Annotated in this window: 21 protein-coding genes, 1 pseudogene and 1 riboswitch; of the genes and pseudogenes, 13 read left to right on the plus strand and 9 right to left on the minus strand. The window is 37.3% G+C overall.

Annotated elements, in window-relative coordinates; all coding sequences use genetic code 11:
• Positions 1-27: 27 nt before the first annotated feature.
• On the minus strand, positions 28-1,227 hold the full coding sequence (locus HNP81_RS06810) for an MFS transporter (RefSeq protein ID WP_028392412.1): 1,200 nt from the start codon (positions 1,225-1,227) through the stop codon (positions 28-30).
• A 126-nt stretch (positions 1,228-1,353) separates the two neighbouring features.
• Here HNP81_RS06810 and HNP81_RS06815 point away from each other — a divergent pair, with 126 nt between their 5' ends.
• Positions 1,354-1,515: a hypothetical protein gene (locus HNP81_RS06815; RefSeq protein ID WP_182502047.1), complete on the plus strand. Its 162-nt coding sequence runs from the start codon at positions 1,354-1,356 to the stop codon at positions 1,513-1,515.
• A gap of 23 nt (positions 1,516-1,538) precedes the next feature.
• Here the strand turns inward: HNP81_RS06815 and kimA are convergent, their stop codons facing one another.
• Positions 1,539-3,365: a potassium transporter KimA gene (gene kimA, locus HNP81_RS06820; RefSeq protein WP_182502048.1), complete on the minus strand. Its 1,827-nt coding sequence runs from the start codon at positions 3,363-3,365 to the stop codon at positions 1,539-1,541.
• A gap of 156 nt (positions 3,366-3,521) precedes the next feature.
• A riboswitch (cyclic di-AMP (ydaO/yuaA leader) is annotated at positions 3,522-3,651 on the minus strand.
• 162 nt (positions 3,652-3,813) lie between these two features.
• Between kimA and HNP81_RS06825 the strand changes: the two genes are divergently transcribed.
• Together HNP81_RS06825 and HNP81_RS23765 are read left to right on the plus strand one after the other, a co-directional pair.
• Entirely contained in the window at positions 3,814-3,957 is a 144-nt protein-coding gene (locus HNP81_RS06825; RefSeq protein ID WP_182502049.1) for a hypothetical protein, read from the plus strand.
• 281 nt (positions 3,958-4,238) lie between these two features.
• Positions 4,239-4,520 (plus strand): annotated as a pseudogene (locus tag HNP81_RS23765) (amino acid permease); the annotation flags it as partial.
• A 348-nt stretch (positions 4,521-4,868) separates the two neighbouring features.
• On the opposite strand, the gene HNP81_RS06830 reads toward HNP81_RS23765, so the two are convergent.
• The gene (locus HNP81_RS06830) at positions 4,869-6,101 is read right to left on the minus strand and encodes an AraC family transcriptional regulator (protein ID WP_182502050.1); all 1,233 of its coding nucleotides are present in this window, start codon (positions 6,099-6,101) and stop codon (positions 4,869-4,871) included.
• A gap of 207 nt (positions 6,102-6,308) precedes the next feature.
• Between HNP81_RS06830 and HNP81_RS06835 the strand changes: the two genes are divergently transcribed.
• Complete coding sequence (locus tag HNP81_RS06835; RefSeq protein ID WP_182502051.1) at positions 6,309-8,615, plus strand: glycoside hydrolase family 2 protein; 2,307 nt, start codon at positions 6,309-6,311, stop codon at positions 8,613-8,615.
• A 192-nt stretch (positions 8,616-8,807) separates the two neighbouring features.
• Here the strand turns inward: HNP81_RS06835 and HNP81_RS06840 are convergent, their stop codons facing one another.
• Entirely contained in the window at positions 8,808-9,596 is a 789-nt protein-coding gene (locus HNP81_RS06840) for a histidinol-phosphatase HisJ family protein (RefSeq protein ID WP_182502052.1), read from the minus strand.
• A gap of 360 nt (positions 9,597-9,956) precedes the next feature.
• Here HNP81_RS06840 and HNP81_RS06845 point away from each other — a divergent pair, with 360 nt between their 5' ends.
• Positions 9,957-10,433, plus strand: coding sequence for a hypothetical protein (locus tag HNP81_RS06845; RefSeq protein WP_246399261.1), 477 nt, complete (start codon positions 9,957-9,959; stop codon positions 10,431-10,433).
• 699 nt (positions 10,434-11,132) lie between these two features.
• Here HNP81_RS06845 and HNP81_RS06850 read toward each other — a convergent pair.
• Positions 11,133-11,966, minus strand: a complete 834-nt coding sequence (locus HNP81_RS06850; protein WP_182502053.1) for a TetR/AcrR family transcriptional regulator — start codon at positions 11,964-11,966, stop codon at positions 11,133-11,135.
• A 101-nt stretch (positions 11,967-12,067) separates the two neighbouring features.
• On the opposite strand from HNP81_RS06850, the gene HNP81_RS06855 reads away from it, so the two are divergent.
• Positions 12,068-15,154 carry an efflux RND transporter permease subunit gene (locus HNP81_RS06855; protein ID WP_182502054.1) on the plus strand — a complete coding sequence of 1,029 codons (3,087 nt, stop codon included), beginning with the start codon at positions 12,068-12,070 and terminating at the stop codon, positions 15,152-15,154.
• A gap of 790 nt (positions 15,155-15,944) precedes the next feature.
• Positions 15,945-16,973 carry a polysaccharide deacetylase family protein gene (locus tag HNP81_RS06860; protein ID WP_182502055.1) on the plus strand — a complete coding sequence of 343 codons (1,029 nt, stop codon included), beginning with the start codon at positions 15,945-15,947 and terminating at the stop codon, positions 16,971-16,973.
• Between the two features lie 162 nt (positions 16,974-17,135).
• Here HNP81_RS06860 and HNP81_RS24565 read toward each other — a convergent pair whose 3' ends face one another.
• Positions 17,136-17,273 carry a DUF2922 family protein gene (locus HNP81_RS24565; protein WP_182502056.1) on the minus strand — a complete coding sequence of 46 codons (138 nt, stop codon included), beginning with the start codon at positions 17,271-17,273 and terminating at the stop codon, positions 17,136-17,138.
• Positions 17,258-17,416 carry a DUF1659 domain-containing protein gene (locus tag HNP81_RS06870; RefSeq protein ID WP_246399262.1) on the minus strand — a complete coding sequence of 53 codons (159 nt, stop codon included), beginning with the start codon at positions 17,414-17,416 and terminating at the stop codon, positions 17,258-17,260. Before HNP81_RS06870 ends, HNP81_RS24565 begins: the two co-directional genes overlap by 16 nt.
• 492 nt (positions 17,417-17,908) lie before the next feature.
• Here HNP81_RS06870 and HNP81_RS06875 point away from each other — a divergent pair, with 492 nt between their 5' ends.
• The 3 genes from HNP81_RS06875 (at position 17,909) to HNP81_RS06885 (ending at position 22,102) form a co-directional block, all read left to right on the plus strand.
• Positions 17,909-19,213: an aspartate aminotransferase family protein gene (locus tag HNP81_RS06875; RefSeq protein ID WP_028392399.1), complete on the plus strand. Its 1,305-nt coding sequence runs from the start codon at positions 17,909-17,911 to the stop codon at positions 19,211-19,213.
• Positions 19,214-19,335: 122 nt separating this feature from the next.
• Complete coding sequence (locus HNP81_RS06880; protein WP_246399263.1) at positions 19,336-20,709, plus strand: YjiH family protein; 1,374 nt, start codon at positions 19,336-19,338, stop codon at positions 20,707-20,709.
• A gap of 40 nt (positions 20,710-20,749) precedes the next feature.
• Positions 20,750-22,102 carry an FAD-binding oxidoreductase gene (locus tag HNP81_RS06885; protein ID WP_182502058.1) on the plus strand — a complete coding sequence of 451 codons (1,353 nt, stop codon included), beginning with the start codon at positions 20,750-20,752 and terminating at the stop codon, positions 22,100-22,102.
• Positions 22,103-22,228: 126 nt separating this feature from the next.
• Here the strand turns inward: HNP81_RS06885 and HNP81_RS06890 are convergent, their stop codons facing one another.
• Both HNP81_RS06890 and HNP81_RS06895 read right to left on the minus strand, forming a co-directional pair.
• Positions 22,229-22,447 carry a DUF2922 domain-containing protein gene (locus tag HNP81_RS06890; RefSeq protein ID WP_182502059.1) on the minus strand — a complete coding sequence of 73 codons (219 nt, stop codon included), beginning with the start codon at positions 22,445-22,447 and terminating at the stop codon, positions 22,229-22,231.
• A 29-nt stretch (positions 22,448-22,476) separates the two neighbouring features.
• On the minus strand, positions 22,477-22,695 hold the full coding sequence (locus HNP81_RS06895) for a DUF1659 domain-containing protein (protein ID WP_246399264.1): 219 nt from the start codon (positions 22,693-22,695) through the stop codon (positions 22,477-22,479).
• A 553-nt stretch (positions 22,696-23,248) separates the two neighbouring features.
• Between HNP81_RS06895 and HNP81_RS06900 the strand changes: the two genes are divergently transcribed.
• From HNP81_RS06900 to HNP81_RS06910, 3 genes are all read left to right on the plus strand, one after another.
• Positions 23,249-23,557, plus strand: a complete 309-nt coding sequence (locus tag HNP81_RS06900; RefSeq protein ID WP_182502060.1) for an urease subunit gamma — start codon at positions 23,249-23,251, stop codon at positions 23,555-23,557.
• A gap of 183 nt (positions 23,558-23,740) precedes the next feature.
• Positions 23,741-25,783, plus strand: coding sequence for an urease subunit alpha (gene ureC / locus HNP81_RS06905; RefSeq protein ID WP_182502061.1), 2,043 nt, complete (start codon positions 23,741-23,743; stop codon positions 25,781-25,783).
• A gap of 10 nt (positions 25,784-25,793) precedes the next feature.
• Positions 25,794-26,510, plus strand: a complete 717-nt coding sequence (locus HNP81_RS06910; RefSeq protein ID WP_182502062.1) for an urease accessory protein UreF — start codon at positions 25,794-25,796, stop codon at positions 26,508-26,510.
• The last annotated feature ends 178 nt before the right edge of the window (positions 26,511-26,688 follow it).

The raw sequence follows: 26,688 nt of genomic DNA on the forward strand, positions 1-26,688 counted from the left end.
CCACTTATATTTTTATATTAATCAGCTTTACGACTGTTTCGACAATGTCTTCGCGTGAACAGAGCGCTTCTGCCAAGCCATCGTAATGAATAATGTAATCACTAAGAGAACTAGACCTAATACGAATGGATACATAATTCGTATATCATACATCAATCCGGCAAGTGTCGGTCCGAGCACATTGCCAATACTCATGTATGCGTTATTCATTCCCATCGCAAAGCCTTGCTCGTTCCCTGCCATCTTAGAAATCAGTGTGTTTAAGACTGGTCGAAGGATGGAAGTAGAGAGGAAGATGATGAGTGAAATACCAAAGAAAAACGCATAATCTGAAGCAAAGAGAGAAAGTAGAAATCCGATTGCTGTAATGCCGATAAAAATATTTAATACTGTAATTTCTCCAAAGCGACGAACAACTCGATCCACGACAAATAGTTGGACGATAACGCTAACGATACCTGTAGCTGTTATCATCGTGGCAATTTCCTGAGGGGTTGCACTAAATTGATTGTCGAGATATAAACCGATGATCGATTCATAGGCCATTAACCCAAAGCTTAATACGAGTGTAATAATAAGCGGAATGAAATAAGGTTTCTTAGTTGACATGACAATTTGACGAGCCATGGACTCTTCATCAGCCATATTCGTAGCTTGTGCTGTTTCTTTCGTTTCACTTTCTTTTAAAACTAAAATTGAAAATATAACAGAAGCAAGTGACACAAGAGCTGAAATTAAAAAGGGGAACTTTAAACCAAAATCAGCTAAAAATCCACCAATCCCTGGCCCAACGACAATCCCGAGTGACATAGAGGCTGAAACTAAACTATTTCCCTTTGCGCGTTGATCGAATGTCGTAATATCAGCTACATAAGCAAATATAGCCGGGATAAGTAAAGCAGCACCAATTCCACCAACAACACGAGATGCATAAAGCAACCAAATAGAATTAACGGCATAAAAGATAAACATAGACAGAGTCAAACCAGCTAACCCATAGATAATCATCTTTCTGCGACCGTATTGATCCGTCCATTTTCCGGCAATTGGCGAAAAAATAAGTTGTGCTCCTGCAAAAATAGCAATCATGAGTCCAGCTGCAACTCCACCTTGATTAATGGATGCTAAGTACGCTGGTAAAATGGGAATAATAATACCGAAGCTTCCGATTGCTATAAACATATTGATCATAAGAACGATCATTTTTTTACGTTGTTCTGTTGACATATATAGCCTCTCTCTCTTTCAATAGTTACTCATACCAACCATTAGATTGGCATGGTTCATTTTTAGGGACGCTAACTATGGTATAGTTTTTAGTGGATTGTTGTCAATTAGAAAGGATTGTCTAACATGGATAATTTAGTCGGATTATATCATCTGCATATTGGAATTAAGGAGATGAAAAGACTTTTATGGGAATTAGTGGTGCTATTATTGGATGAATACAATTTAAATACCGTACAATTTGAGATTCAAGAAAAGGTGGCTTTTCTTGAAAGGGAAGCCACCTAAAAATCATTACCCATTTAACAGTTTTATTTTTTTAGATGGTAAGGCACAGTAGTGATCACTACGTTTCTGCGATAAAGCAAGGTTGTACGAATCAGTAAACTTGATTGATTATGAAGAATATTGTGCCAGCCTTTCTTAGGGATAAATTGTGGGATAATGACTGTGACTTGATAATTCGACTCACTTGCTTTATGTTCAACGATATCAATAAATTTGGTCAGTGGCTGAATGATACTTCTGTAATAAGAATGCAGTGTCACAAGTCTAATATCAGGTTGCCACTTTTTCCACTTTTCTTCGAATTTCTTTTCATCTTCTCTTTCAAAAGCCACATAAACGGCAATAATCTGTTCTGGCGAGAGAGATTTAGCATAGTTTAATGAGTTCTCTACTACTTGAGTGATGCCAGCAACAGGTACAATCATTACATTGCCTTCAATTGGTACGGAAAGCTCAGAAGTTGCAACCCTAAGTTGGTCACCTACTGCTTCATAATGCTTTTTAATTTGGTAGAAGACAAAAATGATAATAGGTAAAAAAATTAAGACTGGCCATACCTGTGCAAATTTAGTTAAAAAGAACATGAGCATAACAATAAAGCTAATCAGGGCACCAATTGTATTAATCGTTAGTTTTGTGATCCATCCTTTAGGCTTTTCGCGTATCCATTTAACAATCATTCCCGTTTGGGATAATGTAAATGGAATAAATACACCGACAGCGTAAAGTGGGATAAGATGTTCTGTACGTCCTTTAAAAGCAATAATTAAGATGATAGAAGCGAATCCAAGTATCATAATTCCATTCGAATAGCCTAAACGGTCACCTCGAATGGTAAATATTCTTGGGATAAACTTATCTTTAGCAAGATTAACGGCTAATAAAGGGAAAGCAGAATATCCCGTATTGGCTGCAAGGATTAATATCAAAGCAGTAGTACCTTGTATAAAGTAATACATAAAATTTCGGCCAAATGTATCTTCGGCTATTTGAGAGACAACAGTTACTTTCTCGTTAGGAGCAATTCCATAGTAATAAGCTAAGAATATGATTCCTGTAAATAAAACAGCCAAAAATCCCCCCATTGCCATCAGTGTTTTAGCAGCATTATTAGGGGCTGGATTTTTAAAGTTCGGTATAGCATTGGAAATGGCTTCAACCCCTGTTAATGCAGAGCTACCTGATGCGAAAGCTCGTAAGAGGATAAATAAACTAATTCCCGCTACCGGTGTACCGATTGGTGTATGCAAGGCAGGAGAAACTTGCCCCGAAACGATATGGTAAACACCTACTCCAATTAATATCAATAACGCTACAACAAATAAATAGACTGGATAGGCTAAAATAGAAGCAGACTCGGTTACACCTCTTAAGTTCAAGAGGGTAATAAAGATTACAAAAATAACGGCAATCTCTACATTATAAAAATGTAATGCAGGAAAAGCGGATGTAATGGCATCGGTACCTGCAGACATACTTACTGCCACAGTTAAAATATAGTCCACTAACAATGAACCACCCGCTATTAACCCTGGATTCATACCTAAATTTTCCTTCGATACTACATAAGCTCCTCCACCGTGAGGATAAGAAAAGATGATTTGTCGATAAGACAAAATCAAAGCCGTTAATAGAATTAATACCCCTATGGCGATAGGAATCGAATACCAAAATGCTGTAGCACCAACTGTGACAAGGACAATCAATATTTGTTCTGGACCATATGCAACTGATGATAATGCGTCGGAAGAAAGGATCGCTAATGCTTTTGTTTTGCTAAGCCTCTGTTCCCCTAATTCAGTTGATTTAAGCGGCCGTCCAATTAAAAACCTCTTTATTGAAGAAATCATTGTTTTCACCACCAAATTGTTATAAACGTATATTTCCCTGTAATTGAAATAATTATCTCGGTGAACAGCAGCATTTACATAATTAAAATGGGAACATACCTACAAGTCACAGTTGAATAGACCTGTAGACATCAATTTTCTTCTCACAAGTTTCGCCTTCCCTCTCAATATTCGCTTACGAGGTTAGCTGTCGGATTTGGACCTTGAGTAGCCCTACCTTAAAAGGATTCAGCCCTTGTGGGTTATGTAACAACCCCGTACCATATGGCTTCAGCAATTTAGAAATTTGAAACTGGAGATTATCATACTCCCGCGTGTAAAAAAAGTAAATGAAAAAAATGTAAAGTTTATTAAAGACTATAAGGGTGGCTCTCTCTTCAAAATGAATGATATTCCTCCTTGTGTGAACACTACATAATAATATATCAAGATAGTGTGGAGGAATGACATGTTTAAAGAAAATAATCCCTTATTATCAGATGAGTTTTTAAATGAAGTAGTGAGAAAGATTAACCGAGAATTTGGTTTCCCTATAAAGGAAAAAGATGAGGATCTAATAATGAACGATTTGAGTAATAAAATAGAAGAATAGAAGTTGTAAAAGATCCCTAAATATGCAGCTATAATTTCCCTGTTGATCTTATGTGTTTCATTCTTTTAGAAAGCGGATTCACAAAGTTTATTTTATTTCAGTGTGTCTATTTTTGAGGTGCTTGACCATTTATCGCTATTAAATCTCTTGGAATAGCGGGAAAGATTTAATAGTTCACTTTTCGATTAATAATGAAGGGGACCAACTCCACTTTAGATTGTAATTCCTACAAGACGGAAATTGATTTTTTCCTAAATTATTTTATATTAATATAAAATTACGATCAGGTAATAAGCTACCTTATGACGATCCCTGGTTGTACCGTCTTATTATTATGGATAAGTATTTGTTGTGCACAATTGAAGCTTCGTCATCAATACACAGACACACCGTTTTTCCGTGTGAAGTGGTACCCATACACAACGATATTTGCAATCATGGCTTTAACTCTTATCTTTATTGCTTTTATTTTTAATAAACAAAATGTGATTGGTACCACAGTCTGTCTGATATTTGTGGGGTTACTTTCCATCTTTTCATTTATAAAGAAACAAAACAAGTAAAGCTGACTTCATAAAGTGAAACTTCAATCAGTGGGGGTTTTCTTCATCCCCCACTGATTGTTAGTTGAACCAATCGGGCTTTTACGGGCAGTTATCCCCCACCTACGCTTCTTCGGTTCCTCTAAGCCTTGAGGTGGGGGTTTTATTGCCCGTTAAAGCGGGATAAAATTAACCGCCCAGGGGATTCAATGAATCCTTGGGCTTTCGAATTTAAAGTCATTTCAAAAAAATTAAAGCTGTTGCGAAATATTTCAATCGCAATAGATTAATTTGTTCATTTGCTCAGCATAAACAGTTTTAGGATTTTTAGTTTGTTATACAATGCCTTAAAATTATAGAGTAGCTCTTTCAAGTGAACCGTTTCATATATTGCGATGGGGTAAATGATGTCATTTTTTTAAACACCCTACTAAAATAATTAAGGTCATTGAATCCGACCATAAAAGCAATTTCTGTAATCGATACATTTCCTCTTTGTAGATACAACTTCGCTTCTTCCACCCTTTTTTGGTTGATATAATCGATGATATTCATAGTCGTCTCTGCCTTGAATTTGCGAGAAAGATGCGAAGGATTCACATGTAAAGTAGCAGCGAGATCATGAAGCGTTAAAGGGTTTTCTAGATGTAAATGAATATATTCAACTGCCTTTTTGACGTGGGAGCTATAATTACGTGTTGAAAATGTTTGGACAAGATCACAGTACTCATTTAGCATCACGATGGTCAATTTTTTTAAATGGGGTAGATTCGGTGCTCTTTCAATCAAGATAGCAAATTTTTCTGAAATAGTATGAATATAAATGGGATGGACTCCTCCTCTTTCAGCAGCTTTTCTACACACTGTGTTCATAACTAATGTCATATTCTTGGCCGATCTAATGGGACTTTCAGGGATTCGATCAGAAATATGGATAAGGCTATTACTTTCTTTTACAATCCGAGCGATTTCTTCCTTGTCTCCTCTTGCAATTGCATCCATTAATCTCTTCTCAAATTGATATCTAGCCTCAATCATCGTTTTACTTTCAGTAATATTAGTTTTTAATTTTTCTTTATTGAGTGGTGGGGTGATGATATCTGAGGCGATTAGTTGTGAATCAATATGTTCATGGGTACATATATTAACAAGTAGATCGCCGATGCTAGTAGAGTCCATACTACTAATAACGGTTAACGAAGTATAGAATTCTTCGAGCTGTTTTCGTTCACTAACAGGTAGCTTGTTTTTAGATAAAATATCACTAACAAATCCAATGCTAGGTATACTTGAAATAAACGGGCCTATTAATACGGAACCGTATAATATGCCACTTCTCCAAATACCTGCTGCAATATACTCAAGGCCAAATGAATTTACATAATAATAGTAACTATTTGCTTCATGCTGTCTCATTGTCTCGTTAATTGTAATATACTCATTGTCAAAGTTTTGTAGGACAGCTGGAATGTGGTGATGAATGAGCTGTAATGTTGGATTTCCATCTTGGTCGATTAACTGAACATCCATTTTCGTAATCACGTTTAATATCGTACATTTTTTATTGAAATCTTTGAAAAAAAGTTTGGATTCCTCTGACATATCATAACTGTTCCTTTCATTAGTTATCAAACACTCAAAATAAAGTTATAAATGTGCTAATTGTGTCAAAATAATACGATAATAAATTTTACGCTTATCATATAATGAAGGCAAGCATTCGGGATTATCTAAAAGATGGTTATTGGTTTTATTGTAAATGTAATCGTTTCCCGATTAAAGTTGGTAATACCAGTTGGAGGAAGACAAATGAGAAAAATACTTAATATGAATCATGAATGGAAATTTATAAAGCAAGATGAAGTACAAGCAATGGACCAAACTTATAATGATGCGAACTGGGAAGTTGTTCATGTACCTCACACATGGAACGCTATTGATGGAGCAAATGGCTTTGATTTTTATAAAGGGGCTTGTTGGTATCGAAAAGAGTTTATTGTAGATACATTAGCAGAAGGAAACAAAGTATATATTGAATTCAACGGTTCTAACAGTATTACGGATGTCTATGTGAATGGTCAACATATGGGACAACATAAAGGTGGTTATTCTACTTTTAGATTTGATATTAGTAATGTGATTCAATTTGGAAGGAAGAACACGCTAGCTGTAAAGGTAGATAATACAGTTGTTGATGATGTCTATCCACAAATGGCCGATTTTACCTTTTACGGTGGAATCTATCGTGATGTAAATTTAGTGATTGCTAATCATATTCACTTTGATGTGATGGACTATGGTTCACAAGGAATCTATATCATTCAAGAAGAAGTAAGCGAAGAAAAAGCTTCATTAACGATTAAATCTAAAGTAGTCAACGATCATAAAGAAGATAAAAAAGTAAGACTATGGATCGATTTAGTAGATGCAGACGGAAAAACCGTAGCTTACGGGGCAAATGAAGTCGTGTTAACTTCAGGCGAAACAAAAGAAGTCGAAGTGCCAGTAGTGATATATAACCCAACACTATGGAATGGTAGAAAAAATGCGTATATGTATGAAGCGAAAGTATCTTTACAGAGTTTCAACGATACTGTAGATGAACTATCGATTCCTTTCGGTGTAAGATATTTTGAAGTAGATGCTGAGAAAGGGTTCTTCTTAAATGGTGAGCATCTTGCCTTAAATGGCGTTTCAAGACATCAAGATCGCAAAGATATGGGTTGGGCAATAACTGAAAAAGAACATAAAGAAGATATGGAATTGATTAAAGAAGTAGGAGCTACTTCTATTAGGTTGGCTCATTATCAGCATGACCAATATTTCTATGATCTGTGTGATCAAGAAGGTATGGTTGTTTGGGCAGAAATACCATTTATCTCTGTTATGTCAAAAACAGAATTAGAAGGTATTAATGCTAAACAGCAAATGATTGAATTAATTAGACAAAACTTTAACCATCCATCGATTATGTTCTGGGGAATTCAAAATGAAATCCAAATTAGTGGCGAAAGACCGGAACTTAGAAAGCTTGTGAAAGAATTAAATGAGTTAACGAAAAGTGAAGATCCGACAAGATTAACGACAATGGCGAATGTGATGTTCGTGCCTGATAAAGATGAATATAACTATATGACAGATATCGTTGGCTATAATAAATATTACGGTTGGTATCAAGGGAAAGCAGAAGATTTTGCTGGCTGGCTTGATGGATTCCATAAGACGAATCCTACTGTGAAAGTAGGGATTTCAGAATACGGAGCAGAAGGTATTTTACAATATCACAGCAATGATCCTAAAGTAAAAGACTATACGGAAGAATACCATGCGCTCTATCACGAAAAAGTTTGGAAAATTTTCTCGGAACGTCCTTACCTCTGGTCAACATATGTATGGAATATGTTTGATTTTGGTGCCAATATAAGAGATGAAGGCGGCGTTAAAGGAAGAAATAACAAAGGATTGATCACATACGATCGTAAGATTAAAAAAGACGCGTTTTATATGTATAAAGCAAATTGGTCAGATGAAAAATTCGTGCATATTACAAGTAAACGCTATATTGATCGCGCTGATCGGACAATTTCTGTTAAAGTGTATTCGAATTGTGAGGAACTAACGCTTTATGTAAATGGGAAAGAATTAGAAACGAAGACAGGTCATAGCACGTTTACTTTTGAACATGTTGAATTACAAGATGGCATGAACGAGATCAAGGTTATTTCGAACCATGATGGTGTTGAATTACAAGATGTGGCTAGGTTTAATAAAGTGGCTGAACCTAACCCAAGTTATGAAGCTCCTGAAGAGGAAAAAGGTGGAGTAGTAGCAAACTGGTTCCAAATGCCTGATCTAGGTGATGATGAAGTGCAAGTAGAAGAAATTCACATTACTGATGATGTGTATTCAACAGCTGACACATTTAAAGATCTTATGGAAAATGAAGAAGCGAAAGCTGTGCTTGAAAAATATTTAGGTAATTTTTCCGAACATCCAATGTTTGGTATGGCACAAGGAATGCAGGTAGATTTCATCGCATCTATGGACGAAGACTTGTTTAATGAAAAATTGATGTATCGACTTAATAAAGAATTAACACAAATTAAAAAGTCATAATTGAAGCGTAATTACATGAGGTAGATACGTGGATTATCATCTATAAGTAACAGTTCACTTCTAGCAACTTGTAAGAGAGAGACATGGAAAGTGTATAAGTGGAAAGGAGTTGCTAACAAGGGCAACTCCTTTTCCGCTTTTACGAGATTTATCCCGCATTAACGGGCAGTATAACCCCCACCGATTGAAGTTTCACTTTATCGCAATCGGCTTTCGACGCTCAAAAGTGAATATGGAGGTAAAACCACATTGTTTCGCCATATCAACAGCATCTTCGATATTCGAGCCAACAGCGTGCGCAAAATGAGAATCAGAACCGATTGTTAGAATTTCTCCGCCTAATTCTTTATAAAGTTTTACTATTTCAATCGAAGGAAGTGTTTGCTTCAAGTTTCCTCTAAGTCCTGAAGTATTAATTTCAATGCCGATGTTTCGTTCGATTGCCTTCTTTAAAATCGCTTCTAATATCTCCTTGTGATCCTCAAAATGATACATGCCAATCGTTTTGACGGCATAGCGTTTGAGTAAGTCTAAATGTGCAATCACATCTAAATCCGCTGAACAAACCATCTTATACACTTCTTCAAAATAGCTTTGATATGCTAAATAGGCATCCTTATTCTCCAAAAATCTACGTAATTTAAGGTTGTTCATATTATGGATAGATCCTAAAATGAAATCTAAATTCAATGGTGACAGTGCTGCTTCATATTCCTGTTTAAGCAGGTGTGGCTCACAAAGTTCAATTCCAACTTTGATAACCAAGTGGTTGCCGTATATTTCTTGACATTCCTTGATCTCGTTAAAATAATTAGTGAAATTCATATGACCATAAGTGGGAGCAAGGGGGTTAACAGAAAAGTGTTCCGTGAAACAAATTTCTCTGATTCCTTTTTCAATAGCGGTTTTACACACATCTTTCATGGAAGCGGTAGAATCAAACGAATGATTTGTATGGTGATGATAATCTATTAAGTGCAATGCAGGTCATCCTCTCAGTTCATGACTTTTCTAAAGGTATAAATGATACATGATTCTAGCAAAAGAAACTGTGAGGGTCAAAGAAGATAGAGGATCAACTGCTAAAGGGTAGGTTGGTGAGATGCAGTGAAGTACCTTACATCAAAAATTACAACAGAATTTATAACCCCTTCCTAAATATAGAACTGGGTTATGCTAGTTCTATATTTAATAATAAAGTCGTTTAAAAATGCGAGTCATTCTATTCAGCAATCGGAACAATTAATAGAAATAGGTTTAGAGTAAATTCTGTGTTGGTCGAAACAAGTTATTAAGGGAGAACAAAATTTTTAATTTTTCCTAGAGAGTAACAGGTTTATTTTGTTAGAATTAAAGGGGATTAAATCAACAGGAGATGAAAATGTTATGCACAAAACGATTATTGCATTAATTGCTGTTGTAACAATTTTAACAGCTTGTAACAATAATGGAGCTGATAAAAACAAAAACGAGATTACAGAAAAAAATGAGCAATCGTTGCAAACAGAGGGCGAACAAGAAGTTCAACAAGAAAATGAACAGTCAAAAGAAAGTATCCAAAACCAATCTAAAGAAAGTGCACATCATGAGGAATGGGCTTCATTACCTGAATATGACAGTATTATGGAGCAACTCGATAATAACGATTATAACTTTCAAACTGTAACAGATAACGAAGGTAAACGCGTTCTTCTTCTTATCGATGAAAACGGTGTAGAACAATACAAAACCATATTTATCAAAAACACGAGTCGGCTTAAAATAATTAAAATAAATGGTGAAGGGCAAATTTTCAATGAGATCTTAGATAAAAAATAGGAAATTTCTAAGCTTCTACATTATAAGTTGGTTTAATATGGATTAGGGTAAAATATAAGGCTTTAAAACAAACATGTACCAAAGTTAAGATTGTATATTTTATTAATATAATTGTTCAGAATAAGGAGCGATTGTTAAAGACTTTATTGGTTAGATTTTTTAGTATAGTGAAGTATCTTACATTAAAAATTAAACAACAAAATTATTAACCCCGTCCTAAATCTAGAACGGGGTTATGCTTGTTCGAACTTCATGTATAAAACATTCATCGCAGTAGCAACAAACAATGAAGTATTGAATGTGACGACATATGATTTATATAACGAGGAACTAGCATTCTTAGGGAAAGACTTATTTCGTACGTTTTGTCAATTACATAATAATGAAGAATGAACCCAAGTCGAACATCGTATTGGGTTCATGATTGGTGTTAGGCTATAGGACAGGTTAGTTTAAGAAAGTAGAGTTTGGTCTTTATTCTGCTTCCGTCAGCACTGTGTTCTGACCCAGAGCCCATTCACTAGCAAATTACAAACTCTTGTGGAATTTCAAATTGGCAAAAATATCGAGTGCGGCAGGGAGATTGGGCATACTCTTTAAAAGAGTATCGTGAATGGTGACTATCCACTTACTTCTTTGATGTATAAGAAAAGAAAGGCAGAATGCTTTAAAGTAAAAGCGTTCTTCCTTTCTTAGTTTTTAAAATTCATAGTAGCGACGAAGTAAATACGAAATCCATTTACAATGAGGGTGATTTCGAATATTTTCTAGTAACCCTTTCACAATTGCGGGAACTAGAGTTGGTTCAAGTAGCTGTTGCTTTAGGAGAATTAACGATTCTTTTTCAATAGATTCCTCTATTTCTTCAATTTTTTGTTCAATCATTTCGATCAGTTGTTCCTTCGTTACTTCTTCCTTCATTGGTTGGTTAATCATTTCGATCAATTCTTGTGAAAAAAATGGGATGGTAGTATGTCTCGCTAGTAAATTTGTCTTTTCCACAAGTGATTGAGACAATAAGTCAAAATCTAACGGTGCGTTATAGAATAAAAATAACTGTAAATAAGTACTCATAAAGCCTTTAATATTATAAATTAAATCATATTTTATCGGCTCGACCTCTTCACCATATAAACGTTCAATCATCGATAAGATAATTTTCTCATTTAATCTGTTATAGTAATGAATTTTTACGATGAGTTCTTCATTAAATGATTGAACTTGCTCTTTGATGAGAATTTTGGCGAAATCAGAATGCTCATAAAAAGTATGAAACATTGTGTAATAAAATTCGAATAAGAGTTTTTTATCATCATTTGTGTTTCTGACCGTATAGTCAATATTGGAGGTGATTTGCATCATAAAATGATCAATCAAGGCTAAAATCAGCTCGTCCTTTGACTTAAAGGCTAAGTAAAAAGAGCCTTTGGAAATTCCGCAATGTTCTGTAATTTGCTGAATGGATGTGGCTTCTATCCCTTGATTTGCAAAGAGCTCCAACGCTTTTTCCATAATTAACTGCTTTTTCATCATTTGATTATCTCGCTCCTTGATACCATATCGTTGACAAATGACTGAGTAGTCATTATTATAATTAAATGAACTTGATAAGTCAATTAAAGGTGGGTGTTTAAGTGAAAGGGTTAGTCAACTTTGTCTTGAAGAATAAACTTGCAGTATGGCTGCTTACTATTATTGTTACAGTATCTGGTATTTATTCAGGTACAAGAATGAATATGGAGACGATTCCAAACATATCGATTCCATACTTAATGGTCATGGACGTATATCCTGGAGCAACGCCAGAGAAAGTAATGGAAGACGTATCCATGCCAATAGAGAAAGCAGTAGAAAACCTTGAGAACGTGAAATCCGTTTATTCAAATTCCTATTCTAACATGGCGAGTATTCAAGTGGAATACGAATACGGTGTGGATATGGATGAGGCGAAACGTGCCTTACAATCTGCGTTAGACGCAGTGAAATTACCAGAAGGTGCACAAGAGCCGACAACTACAGCTATAAGCATGAATATGATGCCGGTTGTTGCCCTAAGTGTAAGTAGTTCAAAAGAGGATATTGTTGAATTAACGTCAACAGTAGAGGAAAGCTTACTGCCAAAAATCGAGAAAATCGATGGTGTTGCGTCTGCAACGATTACTGGTCAGCATATTGAAGAAGTAGACCTTACGTATAACAAAGAAAAAATGGCTGAATATGGCTTAACGGAAGATCAAGTTAAGCAAATGATTCAAGCGAGTAACATGGCTGTTTCCTTAGGCCTTTATGAGTTTAAAGAAGGCGAACAAGCGGTAGCAATCGACGGCAAGTTCATGACAGCTGATGAATTAAAGAATATGCTTATTCCGGTAACTCCATCTGCTGCACAACCGTCACCATTTGTAAAACTTAAAGACATCGCTACAATTGATGTAATTGGTAAAGTAGAATCTGTTTCACGGACAAATGGTAAAGAGGCTATTGCGATTCAAATTGTTAAAGGGCAACAGGCGAACACAGTTGATGTTGTGAACAGTGTGAAGAAGTTAGTGAAAGAAGAAAAGAAAAAGTTCGATGGCCTGACGATCGATGTCACACTTGACCAAGGTAAGCCAATTGAACAATCCGTTTCAACGATGATTGAAAAAGCGGTATTTGGTGGCTTAATTGCCGTTTTAATTATCTTGCTATTCCTACGTGATTTTAAATCGACGATTATTTCGATTGTATCGATTCCAGTTTCAATTTTTATGGCTTTAATGATCCTAAACTGGATGGATATTACACTAAATATCATGACGCTTGGTGCAATTACGGTTGCCATCGGTCGAGTCATTGATGATTCCATCGTAGTTGTAGAAAATATTTATCGTCGTTTACATTTAAAAGAAGAGAAATTAACAGGTCGTGCACTTGTACGTGAAGCAACAATTGAAATGTTCAAACCAATCATGTCATCTACATTAGTAACGGTTGCAGTATTCGCGCCACTTATTTTCGTTGGTGGTATGGTCGGTGAGCTGTTCATGCCGTTCGCATTAACAATGGCGTTTGCGCTATTTGCTTCGTTAATCGTAGCGATTACAATCGTTCCTGCCTTATCCCACTTCTTATTTAAGAAGAAGCTATATGGTGAGAAAACAGAAAGCAGCCATAAAGAGGTTGGAAAATTAGCGAAATGGTACAAAGGGGTCCTTAATCGAACTCTTAATCATAAAGTGATTACTTCGCTAATTGCAATTGTATTACTAGCAGGTAGTTTGGCGTTAACGCCATTAATCGGCTTTAGCTTCATGGGTAGTGAAGAGGATAAAGTCATGTACTTAACGTACACACCTAAAGCAGGCGAGCTTAAGGAAGATACTTTAGCGAACATTCAAGTTGTCGAAGAGAGGTTACTGAAACGTGATGATATTGATATTGTTCAAGTTTCTGTAACGGAGAGCGGCGATGCGATGTCAGCGATGATGGGTGGCGGATCAGGAGGCGGGTTAATGTACCTAATCTTTGACCCGGAAATGGATGACTTCCCAGAGGTTCGCACAGAAATTGAAAACTATGTGACCAATATTGGTCAAACAGGCGAATGGAAGAGCCAGAACTTCTCATCTATGTCGGGATCGACAAATGAAGTAAGCTACTCATTCTATAGTGAAAATCTTGATAAACTAAATGAAACGGTAAAACAAGTAGAAGGCGTTATGAAGAAAACGGAAGGTTTAAAAGATGTTTCTTCAAGTGCTGAAGACGCGTATGTTGAATATACTTTCAAAGTAGCGCAAGATGAATTGCTGCAGTATGGTTTAACAACGGGGCAACTCGTCATGATGTTAAGCCCAGCAAAAACACAAGATGTGTTAACAACGGTTGAAAAAAATGGGGATACATTAGATGTTATCGTTCAGCAGGAACAAGCTGCACAACCAAAATCAATCGATGATATTTTAGCAACACCAGTACAAACAGCACAAGGCAATACAATGCCCCTTTCAGAGCTTGTAACGGTTAAGAAAGGTACAACTTTAAATACACTTGCACGTAGTAAAGGTGAATACTACGCAACCGTATCAGGAAAAATCATTGGCGATGATATTTCCAAAGTAACATCTAAAGTAGATAAAGAGATTGATCAATTAGATGTACCTAAAGGTGTTACTATGGACGTTGCTGGTGTAACGGCAGACATGACCGAAACATTTACACAACTTGGTGTAGCCATGGCTGCAGCAGTTGCCATTGTCTACTTCATCCTTGTTGTCACATTCCGTGAAGGTGTCGCGCCATTTGCGATTCTATTCTCATTACCATTTGCGGTAATAGGTTCATTTGTTGGTTTATTAATCGGTCGTGAAACGATCTCTGTCTCTGTTATGATGGGTCTATTAATGTTAATCGGTATCGTCGTAACGAACGCGATCGTCCTAGTGGACCGGATCATTCATATGGAACGTGATGGTATGACTATGCGTGAAGCGATTCTTGAAGCTGGAGCAACACGTCTACGCCCAATCCTAATGACAGCAATCGCTACGATTGGTGCATTAATTCCATTAGCAGTTAGTTCAGGCGGTGGTGGCGGTTTAATCTCCAAAGGTCTTGCAATTACCGTAATCGGTGGTTTAACAAGTTCGACATTATTAACATTAATTGTTGTACCAATCGTTTATGAAATCTTATCGAAGCTATTCAAGAAAAACCGTAAAGAAATAGAAGAGAACTAAAGGTTTTAGCCCTACAAGAAACATTATCTTGTAGGGCTTTTTGTTTAGGTGAGACCCTATACACGAATACTTATTCTTCAACTTCATATAAAGTTACTTCCAATATGAATGAATGTTAGCAATGCTCCTTATATATGAACACTATGTCTTTCTTTTATTCACAATTTAAACTCCATTATGTCAATCATTATTCCTACAATGTCCCAAATAAACAACCTTTTAAATCTTTCGTGAAATAAAAAAATAACATTCTAGAAAGCAAGATTAATGATAATTAAAACAAATGGCTCACCGGCAAAATGTTTTCGCTTTAACAATCGCCTCTATTCCAATTGCCAACTTTATTTAACGTTTACTTATATAGGAATCTTTTCAGTCTTTAGAGCCCTGGGTGTAATGAGATTTGGACATTATTAATTTATTCTGAGCTATGTTTTTCCCGCTCCCTCATTGCCCTTTTCGATTTGATAAATAATTGAAAGCAATTCTTCCTCTCTAAATAGATGATTAATAATATTTGTAACAAGTATGATGCAATAGACAAATAGAGCATCTTCCACATGATTATGTGCACACCTATTCCTTTAAAAACAGCCATGCAAATAACCCGTGATCAAACTAATAATTAGTGAAATTATTTTATAAAAAAACGCATATTGGTGATCTATAGGAAATTAACTCTGACTGTGAGGCGTTTATGAAAGATATAGGAAGGTTATAGAGAAATGAATCACGTATTTAGGTGACGATTAGAGATAGATAGTTAGATTGATAGAGAGGATGATATTAAGTGAAAGTAGCGCCAAAGGGACGGCACAAATTAAATCGTTTGGGGAAAATATCAGTTGGATTCCTAATTCTATTCGTCTTGCTATTAGTCTATTTCATTATAGATGGAATCGATGAATGGACCGCTGAAGCCGGAAAAAACATCTCACAAGCTATTGTTGTTGGAGAGAGCAATATTTCTGAACATAAAATCATTCATAATAGCGAAAAAAAGCGTGAAAGTCACCACGATATAGATAAGGCAAAAGAAGTACAGGAGAAGAAGCCGGTGAAAGAAGATGAAGTACAAAAATCTAATGACTCCAAGCCGATGGATGAAGAGTCAGTTCAGGAAGATCAGACTAATGACTCGAAACAAGATTCGACAGCCAATCAGCAGAATGCAAAAAAAATTCCTACTAACAGTACATTGAATGAAAATGATAAGTTGAAAACTGGAAAAGTTGTTTATTTAACTTTTGACGATGGCCCACATCCAGTTTCATTAGACATTTTAAATCTTTTAAAAAAATACGATGCAAAGGCAACCTTTTTCATGTTGGAACCAAATATGAGAAAACATCCAGAAGCTGTCAAAGCAATGGTTCGAGAGGGGCATGCCGTGGGGGTACATGGAGTTACACATGATGTATCAAAAGTGTATCATTCCCCAGAAAGTTTTGTTTCCGAGATGAAGCAGGCGATTGGATGTGTGTGGGAATTGACTGGTGTTGAAACAAAATTAGTTCGGGCCCCATATGGATCTAAACCATATATTACACCCCCATTTAAAGCGGCGGCAGATCAGGAAAAATTTTTACTTTGGGATTGGAATATCGACTCTTTGGATTGGGAATTAAGAAATGGTGAATATGTACAAAAAGTGCAACAGAAAATGGCGCAGCTGGCAGGCAAGGAACCACTTCTTGTATTATTGCATGAAAAACCTTCGACCCTTGACCATTTGGAACGTTTGTTGAAGTATTATCATGATAACGATTATGAAATGCGACCACTCAATCATTCGATGAGTCCTTTACAGTTAAAATGATTTAATTGGGTTTTATTGATTTCTAAATGTTTTACTTTTTTATAATTTTTTTAAAAGCTTTTAGAAATAACACGAAAAGTTTAAGAAAAAAAACGAATCATGAGATCCAAATTAGATTAGAGTCATATATAAGATCGTATTAAGAGACCGAGGTTGTCCTACTTACAGGAAAGCCTCGGTCTCATTTAATTCATTCACTTCAAATTCATTCACATTGCGCTCGACAACTTTTGCACCTTTTGTGCTAATGAATGATCCGGACGCTGTTGTGATTACACATCTCGCTATGATTTCATCCATAGCCGTTTTGAAATACGATCTGGCGTAGCATCTGTTTTTACATTGGAAAATGATTTACGCTTTACAATCAGCATGCCTTCTTCGTCCAAGCCAGTTTCATACTCTAAGCGGATCGTTACAGCTTCAAGCATTTCGTTTGCCAAGTTGCTCCCCTCCTTTCACTATCTTTATAAGTGATAAAACAAAAAAAGTAGCAACGGGGAAAAATTAATAACGAGATTCTAGATGACCAGATTGAATGTCAATTTTTTAGAGCCCTTTAAGGTATCCGCTTCATTAGTAGCTTTAAGCCTATGTCTATTTACAATTAAATTGACAGAATGAACCAAAGGAACGTTTTTTTGTTTTTGCTAACACCATAGTCGACTCTTTTTCAATGGAATTATTATTTTAAAATAAAAGAAGATATATCGAACTGACTTGTTATCTAAGGTGGTCTTTATGTTATTTAAAGGGAAATAATAAAAATAAATATTTCGAATAAAAAAACTCTTCCAACATCATTTGTTTTCTTATATAATGTTTAATATTCATGCAAAGTATTGCATGTTATTGCAAATGTCGTAATTGTGTAAAAATAAATGATGATTAAGCAGAGGAATACAATTTTCTTATTAAAAAGGAGTTCTATAAGAATGGAAAAGACAGATTATAGTTGGAAACGTTTAGTTGACTCAATTGGGAATTATCTTGCGCCAAGTATGGCGAAGGATCACCCAAATTTACCAGTAGTAAAAGCTGAAGGGAGCTATTACTACGGCGCGGATGGCAAGCGATATTTAGATTTCACATCTGGTATTGCAGTAGAAAACGTTGGTCATCGCCATCCGAAGGTAGTTGCTGCGATTAAAGAAAGTGCAGATCATTTAGTTCACGGCCCATCTGGTGTCATTATCTATGAATCGATTTTAAAATTAGCTGAGGAGCTTCAAGGAATTCTACCTGGAGATTTAGACAACTTTTTCTTCGCAAATAGTGGGACAGAAGCGATTGAAGGGGCTTTAAAACTAGCAAAACATGTCACAAAGCGCCCATACGTTCTATCATTTACTGGAAACTTCCATGGTCGTTCGATGGGAGCTTTAAGTGTGACAACATCCAAAAGTAAATATCGCAAATACCAGCAGCCGTCGATGTTGGCTTATCAACTTCCATACGCGCTTCCAGAATATTTGCCAGAAGGTAAGGATCCTGAAATTTTCTTCCCAGAGAAGCTTGAGAAAGATGTGAAGTCATTATTTAGCCATCAGGTGGACCCTGAAGAGGTTGCTTGCATGATTTTAGAGCCGGTGATGGGTGAAGGTGGTTATGTTATCCCGCCAAAAGCATGGGTAAAGAAAGTACGTGAAATTTGTGATCGTTATGGTATTTTACTGATTTTTGATGAAGTACAAACTGGTTTCGGGCGTACAGGTGAATGGTTTGCTGCTCAAACGTTTGATGTCACACCAGATATTATGGCGATAGCAAAAGGAATTGCCGCTGGATTGCCGTTAAGCGCGACTGTCGCCTCTAAAGAACTAATGTTACAGTGGCCGCTAGGTTCCCATGGGACAACCTTTGGTGGAAATCCGATTGCCTGTTCAGCGGCACTTGCTTCTCTTTCAATTATGAAGGAAGAAAGATTATTAGAAAATACGAAGGAAATGGGTCAATACGCTCTTTCTCGTTTAGAAAGTTTAAAGGAAAAATATGATGTAGTGAAGGACATTCGCGGTGTCGGTTTGATGATTGGTATTGAACTGCAAAATCGAGAAACTGGTGAGCCGGATGGGGAATTGGTCATGAACGTATTAAACAGCTGCTTAGATAAAGGAGTTCTCTTCTATCTTTGTGGAAATTCGGGTGAGGTGATTCGAATGCTCCCTCCTTTGAATGTGACCAAAGAACAAATCGATGACGGGATTCGAATGCTCGATGAAGCATTAAGCGAACTATAGGAGAAGCAAGGAGAGGAGATTTGAAGAATAACGAAAAACTCCTCTCCTAACATTGTAAAAATATGAATCTTACAATAAAGAGTAATAGAACAGATAACATCATGAATGAGGAGGGGGTTCCCTTGAGCTTGAAGGAACCATATTTGATAGAAGAAGAAAGTACTGATCAATTAGATAAAAGGGGCATAATGAAATTTATTTTACCTTCATTATTTGGAGCATTTATTTTTCTTTTCCCGATCGTAACAGAAGATACATTTAATATCCCATTAGGTATTATTACAGAATATTTCATCAATTTGTTATCAGCGTGGCTTCCAATTGTAGTCGTAACGATTATTACGATTTCAACACTGTTGACCATTTTATCTGCTGTATTTAAGCCAGCTTTTATTCGTAATTCACAGACATTACAGTCGTTATTTGATGTGTCCATCGGGTGGACCATTACAAGAACCGTTGGCTGTATTTATGCCTATATGGCGTATTTTCATACAGGATGGTCTCTTGTTTACTCCGACATTACTGGACAAGTGACGTTTGGTTTGTTGACAAAGCTTATTGTTTGGTTTTGCATCGCTGCTTTTCTCATGCCTTATTTAATTAATTTTGGGATTATGGAGTTTGTCGGAACGCTTAGTAGAAAAGTTATTAGACCTCTCTTCACATTACCAGGACGTTCGGCTATTGATTTATTAGCATCATGGATTGGCAATGTGAATGTTGGTGTTGTGATTACAAGAGAGCAATTTGAAAACGGTACATATACTGGACGAGAAGCAGCTGCGATTGTGACATGTTTCTCGACTGTTTCTCTACCATTCTGTCTTGTGATTGCTGAAATGCTCGGTGTTGGTTATCGCTTTCCGATCTTTTATTTAACAATTGTAATTGCAGGTTTAGTAAGTGCAATCATTATTCCTAGGATTCCTCCTATTACAAAGATACCAAACACATATTATTCGGAAAATTCATACCAAGAAGAAGCTCCAAAAAATGTTTCAAAAGTTCGTTGGGCGCTTATACAAGCTGTAAACCAAGCAAATAAATCGGGGTCGTTTACGGATCAGCTAAAGCAAGGAAGAGATATTTTTCTTGGTATAGCGTTTGCTTTAATGCCGCAAGTGATGGCAATCGGGACAACTGCTTTAATCATTGCAGAATATACACCTGTTTTTCAAATTATTTCAAAACCAATGGTGCCAATACTTGAGCTTATGCAGCTTCCAGAGGCATCTGCTGCCGCACCAGCTACGATTATCGGATTTATTGATATGTTCATTCCAGCGATTTTGGCATCTAGCATTGATGCGGAAATTACACGTTTTGTGATTGGAGCGTTGTCCTTAATTCAGATCATTTATATGACGGAAATGGGAACACTTCTACTTACGTCGAAAATTCCGATTAAATTTTGGCATTTACTTGTTATTTTTATGCTACGAACAGCTATTTCGCTGCCGATTATTGTACTCATTGCCCATCTCATATATTAATAGGGAGCAAGGCTATGAAAGTAGAACGGAGGAATGTTGAGTGTATATCCAACAATTGATTGACAAACTAGGACAAGATCATGTAAGTCAGGAAGAACATGAATTATTTCGCCATAGTCGAGATGAATCACCACATGACTCAGTGTTGCCGGATGTTGTATGCTTTCCGACTTGTCGTGAGGATGTTGAAGCTGTTTTAGAAATTGCTCGAATCAACAATGTTCCTATTACACCTTTTGGAATTGGCACTGGCTTAGAAGGAGCAGCGATTCCAGTTAAAAAAGGCATTTCCCTAAACTTTGCTAAGATGAATCGAATTCTTGATTTTTCTCCTGAAGATATGACGGTAACGGTTCAGCCTGGGATCACTCGAGTTGAACTGAATGAGTATTTAAAAGAATACGGTCTATTCTTTCCAATTGATCCAGCATTAGATGCATCAATTGGTGGCATGATTGCGACGAATGCGAGCGGAACAACGGGTGTGCGCTACGGTGCGATGAAAGAACAAATTCTTGATTTAGAAGTCGTGTTAGCAGATGGTACGGTGATGCATACGGGAACAAAGGCAAAGAAATCTTCATCAGGCTATCTTGTAACGAATCTTTTTGTCGGTTCAGAAGGCACATTAGGGATTTTTACTGAAGTCACGTTGAAATTGTATGGTCTTCCTGAATGTACGGTAATGGCGAGGTGTACATTCAACTCGATTGAAAGCTGTGCAAAAGCAGCACAGAACATTTTATTAAAAGGTGTTTCTATTTTGCGGATGGAATTTATTGATAAGGAAAGCATGATCGTCATCAACCGCGAAAACGGCTACGATTTTCCAGAGGAACATTCCCTTTTCTTGGAGTTTGCTGGAGCTGAGCGTACGGTTCATCAAGAGGTGGACATCGTTCATTCTCTATTACAGGACCTTGGCTGCAATCATTGGGAAGTTTCAAGTAATCCAGTTGAAATGCAAGAAATTTGGCGTGCCCGAAAGGAACTTTCATTTTCATTCCTACAGGAGGAAGGAATTGATGAAGTAGGGGCGGATGTATGTGTGCCAGTTTCTCGCTTACCAGAATTGTTAACATATGCTAGACAGTTGATTAATGAAACTGGTTTAAAAGGCGGCGTGTGGGGACATATTGGTGATGGCAATTTTCATACACTTGTACTATTCCATCCTACTATCGAAGGGCAGCGAGAGCTAGCTGAGTCAACGAACGAAGCGTTAGCAAAACGAGCGATTGCCGTTGGTGGAACATGTACAGGCGAACACGGAGTTGGAATTGGGAAACGAAAATACCAACAACTTGAACATGGACAAGCATATGACATGATGAAAAAACTAAAGCAACTGTTTGATCCACAAGGAATACTAAACCCGGGGAAAATCTTTTAGTTTTTGGAAAGCAAGGGGACAGATCGTCTTGTTGTCAATCGAAAAATAAAATATTCAAATGATTATGTAGATCGCATAAAGAGGCTGAGGCTGTCCTAAGTATAGGACAGCCTCAGCCTCTTTTAATTAATTCATTTCATACTCATTCACATTGCGCTCGACAACTCTTGCCCCTTTCGCACTAATGAATAATCCAGACGCTGTTGTGAACACATTGCTCGCAATGATGTCATCCATAGCCATTTTCACTTTTTCAATGTCAATCGGTTCAATTGGGTCAGCAACAGAAAGTGTCGCTGATTTACCGCCTTCGGTTAGAAACAACAATTCCAGTGTTTTTGCCATTTTCTTCACCCCTTTCTTTTCTTAGAGAATTAATGAGATAGAACAGTTGTCCCAATTTGAGCGACTTTTGAGAGAGGGTGAATTTGTAACCCTGCAATCGCTTCAGCTGCTGCTAAAATATGATCTGGCGCAGCATCTGTTTTTACATTGGAAAATGATTTACGCTTTACAATTGGCATACCATCTTCGTCCAAGCCTGTTTCAAACTCTAAGCGGATCGTTACAGCTTCAAGTATTTCGTTTGCCAAGTTGCTCACCTCCTTTCACTTTCTTTATAAGTGTTAAAACGGAAAAAGTAGCATCGGGGGAAAGTTTTTATACGGGATTCTTGATTGGAAGATTAAATTCTGATTTTTGTTAAAATTAATATCTGAAAACCTTACCTTTAATCAGTAGCTGCGGATCAGGCGGATTAATCTCTAAAGACCTTGTTTTTTACAGTTATCGTTTTACAAATTCGACGTTATTAACAATAATTGTTGTCCCAATCTTTTATGAAATCTTATCGAAGATATTCAAGAAAGCCGTAAAGAAGTGGTAGAAAACTAATGACTTTAGCCCTGCAAGATTATACGTGATCTTGTAGGGCTTTTTGTTTAATAAAAACCTTGTTTATTGATGTTATTTATTCTAGATTAATTCGGACTATAAATGCATATCTATGATTACATACATTTTTAAATAAACGGTATCATACATTTGAAAAAAGGGCTTATTTTACAAAATCCTAATCTTCATGCAGAGTTCGGATACTAAGTAAGTGATTGTATAGCTAATTGTTAGAGTGTGAGGAGGGACAAGATGTACCTTACAGAACGTGAGAAGGATGGGTTGCTCATTGTAGTTGCTGCGAATTTGGCAAAAAAAAGAAGGGCTGAAGGTTTGAAACTGAACTATCCTGAAGCAGTGGCGTTGATTACTTATGAAATGATGGAAATGGCCAGAAGGGGTGATAAAACGGTTCCTGAAATGGAAGAGGCTGGCAGTAAAATTCTAAGAGAAGAAGATGTAATGGAAGGTGTTGCTTTCATGGTTAAACAGATCAATGTAGAGGCCACTTTCCCAGATGGGACACAACTGGTTGTTATTCATGACCCTATTCAACCGTGATGAAGAACGATTTATCCCGCATTAACGGGCAGTAAGACCCCCACCTTAAAGCTTAGAGGAATCGAAGAAGTGTAGATGGGGGACAACTGCCCGTAAAAGCCCGATTGGTTCAACTAACAATCAGTGAGAAAACCCCTACTGATTGAAGTTTCACTTTAACATAACGGAGAGGAGGTATGTGTATTGAAACCAGGTGAATTCTTCCTAAAAAAGGGATCTGTCCCTATTAATGTAGGAAGAGAGACTCGGATGATAGAAGTGGTAAACCGAGGAGATCGTCCAATCTTTGTTGGTTCGCATTATCATTTCTACGAGACGGATCCGGGATTGGAATTTAATAGAGATCTTGCCAAAGGGATGCGTTTGAATATTGCGGCTGGAGAAGCGGTGCAATTTCCGCCGGGAGAAATAAGAGTGGTTGAGCTTGTAGAAATTGGCGGGAGTAAGGAAGTTTATGGTTTTAGAGGATATATAAATGGGCCTGTTAAAAGTATAGCTTCCCCAACTGTAAGCGAGAAAAGCATTCCAAAGAAAAATTATGCCATGAAATATGGTCCGACTGTGGGGGATAAAGTTCGTTTAGCTGATACGAATCTTGTGATTGAAGTGGAAAAGGATTATACCGTGTATGGAGAGGAATTAAGATTTGGCATGGGACAAACGATCCGTAGTGGAATGGGGATGTCTGCTCGTGCAACAAGGAAGGAATCCCTTGATCTTATCATCACCAATGCTCTTATTGTAGATTACTGGGGTATTATTAAGGCGGACATTGGGATAAAAAATGGGCACATTCACGGAATTGGTAAAGGTGGAAACCCGGATTACATGGATGGGGTTGCTCCGAATATGATTGTTGGAGCATCAACAGAAGTTATTGCAGGTGAGGGATTGATTGTGACAGCTGGAGGAGTTGACTCTCATGTTCACCAAGTATCGCCTGAGATTGTCTTAATAGCTTTACAAAGTGGAGTCACAACGCTGCTTGGGGGCGGAACAGGCTCTGCGACTGGGACAAAGGCGACCAATATTTCCCCAGGAAAATGGAATATTCAGAGAATGTTAGAAGCGTATGAAGCATTTCCAGTTAACGTTGGGATATGGGGAAAGGGAAGCGCATGGTCGCTTAAGCCTTTAGAGGAACAGATTTTAAATGGTGCAGCTGGATTCAAAATTCATGAAGATTGGGGAGCTACGCCAGCCGTGATTGATAGTTGTCTGAAGGTAGCCGATTATTACGATGTTCAAGTGTCCATCCATACCGATTCATTAAACGAATCGGGGCATGTTGAAAGTACCATTAAGGCGATCAACGGAAGGGCCATTCACACCTACCATACGGAAGGGGCTGGTGGAGGACATGCACCCGATATTATGGAAATTGCCAAAGAAAGTTATGTGATGCCAGGATCGACAACGCCGACTCGACCATTCACCATTAATACTTCCGCATCCAATTTGGATATGGTCTTTGAAGCCCATCATTTAAATAGGAAAGATCCCACCCAAGTTGCGATGGCAGAAGCGAGAATTCGACCAGAAACGCAGGGAGCAGAAGGAATTCTTCATGATCTTGGCGTGTTAAGTATTATGGGATCGGATTCTATGGCGATGGGACATATGGGTGAGATGATTTTGAGAACATGGCAAACCGCATCCATTATGAAAGCGAAGCGTGGTCCTTTAAAGGAAGAACAGGGTGACAACGACAATTTTCGGGTCAAACGGTATGTGGCAAAGTATGCGATAAACCCCGCGATTACGCATGGTATTTCGCATGTCGTTGGCTCCATTGAAGTGGGGAAAATGGCGGATCTTGTCCTATGGAAACCTGAATTTTTTGGAGTCAAACCAGATACAGTAGTAAAAGGAGGATGTATTGTGACTAGCATCATCGGAAGCGGCAATGGATCGATTGCAGAAGTCCAACCGATAACGTATCGCCCGATGTTCGGCTCTTTTGGGAATGCGCCAAAAAGCATCTCGGTTACATTTATGTCCCAGGCTGCGATTGATCGAAATGTTGCACAGTCACTAGGTCTTGAAAAAAAAGTAGTTGCAATCCGTAATACCCGTACGATTGGCAAGAAAGATATGATTCTAAATAATGAGACGCCGAACATTGTAATCGATCCGGAAACATTCGTCGTATACCTCGATGGAGTGCCAGTACATAATCCCCCTGTTGATCGTGTTCCAATGGGTCAACGCTATTTCTTATTTTAGGGGTAAGATGATGGAAAATGATTTTTTTCTTTTTCAACTTGTTGATTCGGCTTTTCCAACTGGGGCATTTTCCCATTCATTCGGTTTAGAAACAGCTTTTCAAGAAAATAAAATAGACAAGCCCATTGAACTTTATAGCTGGTTAAAGTCCTATGTATCTGGGAGTCTTGCCCCTACAGAAGGAGTTGTGGTTTATCTGATATATCAAGCAATTCAAAAAGAAATCCTTAATCAAGGAAAATCAGCATACACCGAGAAATATATTCAACGGTTAGATCGGAAATTAACAGTAAGTAAAATGTCATCGGAATCGCGAAACGGTGGAATCAAGATAGGAAAACGTTATTTAACGATTGTTCAAACTTTATATCCACAATCGGGGCTCAAACAGTACGCTCGCTGGATTGACAGCCAGCTTTGTTATGGAAATGCTGCGATTGTACATGGCTGGATCACTGCTTATCTAGAGGTTCAAGCTGAATTATCGGTGTTCACACATCTTTATGTAAGTGTCAATAATTTATTACAAAGCGCCATAAGGCTCACTGTGATTGGTCAGACTGGCGCACAAATGATTTTGCAAAAACTGTATCCTTTTTTAGTAGAAGAAGCAGAGAAAATTATCCAGTCATCTCCAGATGAAGATGATTTATTCAATAATTCTATTATTCAAGAAATCGAAGCAATGCGGCATGAAACACTATACTCAAGGTTATTTATGTCGTGAAAAATGATCTGCTTTTGTTCGACATACAAAACCTGTATGGTGTTAAAACGCCGCTATTTATCGTGATCAATCCTGTAGCACACTACATTCGCCTAATCAAGATGGTGGCGGTGTGGACCCGGACATTTGGCGGCTTTCTATAATAAAAGAAGTATACCTGCTAAGTAGAGGGCTAAAT

It is taken from the genome of Peribacillus huizhouensis (assembly GCF_014138605.1).
Lineage (GTDB): Bacteria > Bacillota > Bacilli > Bacillales > DSM-1321 > Peribacillus > Peribacillus huizhouensis.

Bases quoted from the DNA above. Each gene is read 5' to 3' on its own strand.
- HNP81_RS06830 (WP_182502050.1), bottom strand. From the start codon at position 6,101: ATGTCAGAGGAATCCAAACTTTTTTTCAAAGATTTCAATAAAAAATGT.
- HNP81_RS06890 (WP_182502059.1), bottom strand. From the start codon at position 22,447: ATGGCAAAAACACTGGAATTGTTGTTTCTAACCGAAGGCGGTAAATCA.
- HNP81_RS06875 (WP_028392399.1), top strand. From the start codon at position 17,909: ATGGAAAAGACAGATTATAGTTGGAAACGTTTAGTTGACTCAATTGGG.
- HNP81_RS06825 (WP_182502049.1), top strand. From the start codon at position 3,814: ATGTTTAAAGAAAATAATCCCTTATTATCAGATGAGTTTTTAAATGAA.
- HNP81_RS06815 (WP_182502047.1), top strand. From the start codon at position 1,354: ATGGATAATTTAGTCGGATTATATCATCTGCATATTGGAATTAAGGAG.
- HNP81_RS06910 (WP_182502062.1), top strand. From the start codon at position 25,794: ATGGAAAATGATTTTTTTCTTTTTCAACTTGTTGATTCGGCTTTTCCA.
- HNP81_RS24565 (WP_182502056.1), bottom strand. From the start codon at position 17,273: ATGGATGAAATCATAGCGAGATGTGTAATCACAACAGCGTCCGGATCA.
- HNP81_RS06810 (WP_028392412.1), bottom strand. From the start codon at position 1,227: ATGTCAACAGAACAACGTAAAAAAATGATCGTTCTTATGATCAATATG.
- HNP81_RS06900 (WP_182502060.1), top strand. From the start codon at position 23,249: ATGTACCTTACAGAACGTGAGAAGGATGGGTTGCTCATTGTAGTTGCT.
- HNP81_RS06835 (WP_182502051.1), top strand. From the start codon at position 6,309: ATGAGAAAAATACTTAATATGAATCATGAATGGAAATTTATAAAGCAA.
- kimA (WP_182502048.1), bottom strand. From the start codon at position 3,365: ATGATTTCTTCAATAAAGAGGTTTTTAATTGGACGGCCGCTTAAATCA.
- HNP81_RS06850 (WP_182502053.1), bottom strand. From the start codon at position 11,966: ATGATGAAAAAGCAGTTAATTATGGAAAAAGCGTTGGAGCTCTTTGCA.